Genomic DNA, 4,927 nt, shown 5'->3' with positions numbered 1-4,927 from the left:
AGGTCCAGCCCGGCCTCCGCCGCCCGCCTTGCCACATGCGCATCCAGCGCGGCAGCCCCGGCGATCACCCGCTCGCCCTCGACGGCAATCCCGTTGAAGCCCCGCCCCAGCCGGATCACCACTGCCCGAAGCCCCCCTCGCGCACGATCAGGTTCGAGCCGACGCCCATCGGAAACACGGCCACCGAAGGGTCCAGGGCGCCCAGGAAACCGGCCAGATCGGCCTCGTCCGCCGGCTGGAACAGCCAGTCCGCCGGCCCCCCGACCCGAAGCCAGGTCAGTTCGGCCAGCGAACGGTCCGGCGTCAGCACGCCGCGCGGTTCAGGAAATTTCGTCATGGCCCGGTTTCTGCGGCGGTTTTGCACGTCGTGCAAGCCCTCAGGCGCGCCGGAACCATGCCACCGCCATGCCCGCGAAAAAACCCAGCAGCATCGGCAGCGCGAAAAGCAGGGTCGATCCGGCCATGCGCAGACCCTCGGCGGCATCCAGCCCCCGGTCCTGCCACTGCATCGCGATCATCACCACCAGCGCCAGCACCGGCAGCGCCAAAGCCGCGCCCCAGCCGTAGCGCCGCGTCATGGCATAGGCGATGACCCCGGCGAAGACCACCATGGCCCCAGCCATGACCCAGAGACCGGCCATCCCCTACCCCACCTGACGGCGCAGCCAGCGCCAGAAGAACACCACCGGCCAGCGCAGGATCGACGCCCCTGCCACCAGCAGCAACAGCCCGATCACCGGCCCGCTCTCCCAGGTCACCCAGCCCAGAAGCGGCACGCCGATGGCGATCATCACATAGGCCGCGCGCCAATGCAGGTCGCGCGAGGGGAACATCCCGATCACATTCGCCGCGATCAGCCAGACGAAGCACAGGGCAAGCGGCAGCATCACTTCTCCAGCTCCTTCGGCAGCCGCGCCTGACGCCCCGTCGCGCGGCCGAGGAAATAGAGCAGCGGATTTCGGAACATCGACAGGAAGGCGAAAAGCCCGATGGCAAGCCAGAGCCAGCCATGCATCCAGCCGATCCAGACCAGCAGCACCGGGGCCGCGGCCAGAAGCGCAAGGCCCGGCACCATCTGCCGCCGCATCGGCAGCATCGCGGTGGCGGCGGCGGCCAGCACCCAGAGACAACCCAGGATCAGCGGCGTGCTCATGCCGGGCCCGCCCCCTGCGTCAGGCGGCCAAATTCCTTCGAAGGAATTTGCAAGACTTTTCGAAAAGTCTTGCCCTCCCTCATGCGGCCTTGCCCAGAAGCTTGGCAGGCAGCGCATTGGCCCAGGTGCTGATCGTCCCCGCGCCCAGGCAGACCACCATATCCCCCGGCCGCGCCTGTTCCTTCACCAGCCGGGCAAGTTCGCTCTCGTCCTGCAAGGCGCGGGCATGGCGATGGCCGTGGGCGATCAGCCCCGCCACCAGATCGTCGCGGCTCGCGCCCGGAATCGGGTCCTCGCCCGCCGCATAGACATCGGCGATGGCCACAACATCCGCCTCGTTGAAGCAGGTGCAGAATTCCTCGAACAGGTGGGAAAGCCGGGTATAGCGGTGCGGCTGGTGCACGGCGATGATCCGCCCCTTGGTCGCCTGCCGCGCCGCCTTCAAGACCGCCGCGATCTCCACCGGGTGGTGGCCGTAATCGTCGATGATGGTGACGCCCCCCACCTCACCCACCCGGGTAAAGCGGCGGTTGACGCCTGCGAACCCGGCCAGAGCTTCGCGGATCTCGTCCTTCTTCATCCCCAGATGCCGCGCGACCGCCACCGCCGACAGCGCATTGCTGACGTTGTGGTCGCCCGGCATCGGCAGGGTGCAGCCCTCGATCATCCCGCCCTCGCCCTGCAAGGCGATGTCGAAATGCGCCACCCCGTTCTCATAACTCAGGTTCACCGCCCGCACATCGGCCTGCGCGTTGAAGCCGAAGGTCACGACCCGGCGGTCCGTCACCCGCCCGACCAGCGCCTGCACCTCGGCGTGGTCGGTGCAGCAGACCGCCAGCCCGTAGAACGGCACGTTCGAGACGAAATCCAGGAACCCCTTCCGCAGCGCGTCGAAGGTGCCCCAATGCTCCATGTGTTCCGGGTCGATGTTGGTCACGATGGCAATCGTCGCGGGCAGCCGGTTGAACGACCCGTCCGACTCGTCCGCCTCCACCACCATCCACTCCCCGGCGCCCGCGCGGGCATTCGAGCCATAGGCGTGGATCACTCCCCCGTTGATCACCGTCGGATCGAACCCGCCCTTGTCGAGCAAGGTCGCCACCATCGTCGTGGTCGTCGTCTTGCCATGGGTCCCGGCCACCGCGATGTTCGACCGCAGCCGCATCAGCTCTGCCAGCATCTCGGCCCGCCGCACCACCGGCAGCTTCCGCCGCCGCGCCTCTTCCAGCTCCGGGTTGCCCTTCTTGATCGCGGAAGAGATCACCACGACCGAGACCCCGTCGCCGATGTTCTCGGCCCGCTGCCCCTCGAAGAAGGTCGCCCCCAGCTTCACCAGCCGCTCGGTGATCTTCGACGCCTTGGCGTCCGAGCCCTGCACCGGATAGCCCAGCGTCATCAGGACCTCGGCAATCCCGGACATCCCGATGCCGCCGATCCCGACGAAATGGATCGGCCCCAGCTCCAGCGGAAGCTTCGTCGCTGCGTTCATGAATGGCCCTCGCCCAACTCTTCAACCAATGCCACCAGCCGCGCCGTCGCGTCCGGCTTGCCCTCGCCCAAGGCCGCCCGCGCCATCGTCTCGGCCCGCGCCGGGTCTTCCAGGATCGCGGCGATGTGGCCCGCGAGGGCTGCGGCGTCAAGCGCCTTCTCCTGCACGACGACCGCTGCCGCTGCGTCGGAAAGCCCTTTCGCATTCGCCGTCTGGTGGTCGCCCGTCGCCGCCGCATAGGGGATCAGGATCGCCGGGCGCCCGATCACGCTGATATCCGCGACCGAGGACGCCCCCGACCGGCTGATCACCAGCTGCGCCTCCGACAGCCTGCGCGGAATGTCCGCGAAGAACGGCGCGATCTCGGCCCGCACCCCCGCCGCCTCATAGCCCGCCGCGGCCCGCGCCGCATCCTCGTCCCGCGCCTGATGCGCCACCCGCAGGTTCGCGCGCAGGCCCTCCGGCAACAGCGCCACCGCCGCCGGCACCACATCCGACAGGATGCGCGCGCCCTGGCTGCCGCCGATCACCACCAGCGCCATCGGATAATCTCCCGGCGGGATATAGGGCGCCGAGGCCCGGTCCAGCACCGCCTGTCGCACCGGGTTGCCCACAGGCTCCCCGGTCACGCCCGCGGGCAACGCGGTGGGCCAGGTCCCGCAGGCCACCTTGTCCACCCGCCGCGCGAAGATCTGGTTCACCCGGCCAAGAACCCCGTTCTGTTCATGGATCATCCGCGGCCGCCGCAGCACCCAGGCCGCCGACAGCGCCGGGATCGAGGGATAGCCGCCGAACCCCACCACAACCACAGGCCGGTCGCGCAGCTGCGACACCAAGGCCCCCAGCACCCCGCCCAGAATCCGGAACGGCACCCCAAGCTTCGCCGCCACCCCGCCCCGCGCGAAGGTCGCCGAAGCCACCCGTTCCACCGCCACCTCCGCCGGGAAGCCGCCCGCATAGCGCGCGCCCCGCTCGTCGGTCGACAGCTTCACCCGCCAGCCCCGCGCCAGCATCGCCTCGGCCAGGGCCTGCGCCGGGAACATATGCCCGCCCGTCCCCCCCGCCGCGATGAGAAGCAGCTTCCCCGCCATCAGCGACCCCGCCGGAACACGTCGCTCATCTGCCCGCGCGGGCGCTCACGGGTCAGCGCCAGCAGCATCCCCAGCGTGATCCCCGCCGCAATCACCGACGACCCGCCATAGCTCACGAAGGGCAAGGTCATCCCCTTGGCGGGCAGCAGCCGCACCGCGACCCCCATGTTGATCATCGCCTGCACCCCGAAGATGCAGGCCATCCCCGCCCCCGCCAGCCGCGCGAACGGGTCGCGCTCGGGCAGCAGACGCCACAGCGACCGCACCACGATCACCCCGTACAGCGCCAGGATTCCAAGCACCAGCAGCAGCCCGTATTCCTCGGCCGCCACCGCGATGATGAAGTCGGTATGCGCGTCCGGCAGCGACCATTTCACCTGCCCCTCGCCCACGCCCACGCCGAAGAACCCGCCCTCCTGGATTGCGTTCGCCGCATAGCCAAGCTGCGTGCGCGGATCGACATCGGGCGACAGGAACCCGTCGATCCGCCGCGCGAAGTGCTCGCTGCTTTCATAGAAGGCCAGCCCGCCCACGCCCACCAGACCGCCCACGATCCCGATCAGCAGCATCGGCGCGCCGCCGATGAAATAGACCACGCCCCAGGCGAACAGCACCAGCGCCGACTGGCCGAAGTCCGGCTGCATCGCCAGGAACCCGACCACCACCAGCGTCAGCACAAAGGACAATGTCTTGCCCGGCGGGCCGTTCAGGTCCTGGCTGGCAGCGATCAGCCAGGCCACCACGATCACGAAGCCGGGCTTCAGGAACTCCGACGGCTGGACGCTGGCGAAGCCGAACGAGAACCAGCGCACCGCGCCCTTGCCGAAATCGGTGCCGAACAGGGGCAGCATCATCAGCGCGAACATCGAGATCGCGAACCCCATCACCCCCAGCCTGCGCACCATGTCCGGCGGCATCATCGAGATGCCCAGCATCACCACCAGCGCCACCCCGCCGAAGAAGGCCTGCCGCTGCACATAGTAGAACGGCTCCAGGCCGTTGCGCGTCGCCAGCGGCACCGAAGCCGCCAGACCCAGCAGGAGACCCACGCCGAACAGGATGAAGACGCTGGTCAGCGTCCATTTGTCGATCGTGCGCCACCACCTCGGGATGACCGGCTCGGACACCCGAACGGGATTGGAGCCATAGACCATTTCAGTCATGGAAAACCGCCTGTTACGCCTGCTCTGCCTT

Annotated in this window: 6 protein-coding genes and 1 pseudogene; all 7 read right to left on the bottom strand. The window is 68.8% G+C overall.

From position 1 onward, the window contains the following. Window positions 1-337: pseudogene (locus tag V7Q39_RS09185) on the bottom strand (UDP-N-acetylmuramate dehydrogenase); the annotation flags it as partial. 40 nt (window positions 338-377) lie between these two features. Further along, window positions 378-641, bottom strand: coding sequence for a hypothetical protein (locus tag V7Q39_RS09180; RefSeq protein WP_333816267.1), 264 nt, complete (start codon window positions 639-641; stop codon window positions 378-380). A 3-nt stretch (window positions 642-644) separates the two neighbouring features. After that, a complete protein-coding gene (locus tag V7Q39_RS09175) occupies window positions 645-887 on the bottom strand; it encodes a DUF2484 family protein (protein ID WP_333816266.1) in 243 nt (80 codons plus the stop codon). After that, on the bottom strand, window positions 887-1,153 hold the full coding sequence (locus V7Q39_RS09170) for a DUF2484 family protein (RefSeq protein ID WP_333816265.1): 267 nt from the start codon (window positions 1,151-1,153) through the stop codon (window positions 887-889). The genes V7Q39_RS09175 and V7Q39_RS09170 overlap by 1 nt, the downstream gene beginning before the upstream one ends. A gap of 79 nt (window positions 1,154-1,232) precedes the next feature. Further along, window positions 1,233-2,642, bottom strand: a complete 1,410-nt coding sequence (murC, locus tag V7Q39_RS09165; RefSeq protein WP_333816264.1) for a UDP-N-acetylmuramate--L-alanine ligase — start codon at window positions 2,640-2,642, stop codon at window positions 1,233-1,235. Beyond that, window positions 2,639-3,733, bottom strand: coding sequence for a UDP-N-acetylglucosamine--N-acetylmuramyl-(pentapeptide) pyrophosphoryl-undecaprenol N-acetylglucosamine transferase (locus V7Q39_RS09160; protein ID WP_333816263.1), 1,095 nt, complete (start codon window positions 3,731-3,733; stop codon window positions 2,639-2,641). Before V7Q39_RS09160 ends, murC begins: the two co-directional genes overlap by 4 nt. Beyond that, the gene (locus tag V7Q39_RS09155) at window positions 3,733-4,896 is read right to left on the bottom strand and encodes a peptidoglycan glycosyltransferase FtsW (protein WP_333816261.1); all 1,164 of its coding nucleotides are present in this window, start codon (window positions 4,894-4,896) and stop codon (window positions 3,733-3,735) included. The genes V7Q39_RS09160 and V7Q39_RS09155 overlap by 1 nt, the downstream gene beginning before the upstream one ends. Window positions 4,897-4,927 lie beyond the last annotated feature (31 nt).

This window comes from Tabrizicola sp. (genome assembly GCF_036781545.1).
Classification (GTDB): Bacteria; Pseudomonadota; Alphaproteobacteria; order Rhodobacterales; family Rhodobacteraceae; genus Tabrizicola.
This window is presented reverse-complemented; position numbering and strand designations above follow the sequence as displayed.